Below are 496 nucleotides of genomic sequence, written 5' to 3'. Positions count from 1 at the left end.
TGGGCTGTTCGCCCATTAAAGAGGCACGCGAGCTGGGTTCAGAACGTCGCGAGACAGTTCGGTCCCTATCCGTCGTGGGCGTAGGAAATTTGAGAGGAGCTGTCCTTAGTACGAGAGGACCGGGATGGACAAACCTCTGGTGCACCAGTTGTACTGCCAAGTGCATAGCTGGGAAGCTAAGTTTGGAAGGGATAAGAGCTGAAGGCATCTAAGCCCGAAGCCCCCCTCGAGATGAGATTTCCCTCGCAAGATAAGACCCCTTGAAGAAAACGAGGTAGATAGGCTCAAGGTGTAAGTGTAGCAATACATTCAGCTAGCGAGTACTAATAGGTCGAAGACTTGACCAAAAGAGATAAGGAGAGATTAGTTTTTAAGTGTAATCTGGTGAGAATAGGACAATGGACACACCTGTAACCATACCGAACACAGAAGTTAAGCATTAGTCCGCTGATGGTACTTGGTTGGCAACGACCTGGGAGAGTAAGTTATCGCCAGT

The 496-nt window shown here is 49.0% G+C and carries 2 rRNA genes; both read left to right on the top strand.

The annotated features are described in order from the left end of the window. Positions 1-347 (top strand): 23S ribosomal RNA (locus tag HMPREF2801_RS04655); the annotation flags it as partial. A 33-nt stretch (positions 348-380) separates the two neighbouring features. Then, positions 381-496 (top strand): 5S ribosomal RNA (gene rrf / locus HMPREF2801_RS04650); the annotation flags it as partial.

Origin of the sequence: Peptoniphilus sp. HMSC062D09 (assembly GCF_001811425.1) — a bacterium.
Taxonomy (GTDB): domain Bacteria; phylum Bacillota; class Clostridia; order Tissierellales; family Peptoniphilaceae; genus Peptoniphilus_A.
This window is presented reverse-complemented; position numbering and strand designations above follow the sequence as displayed.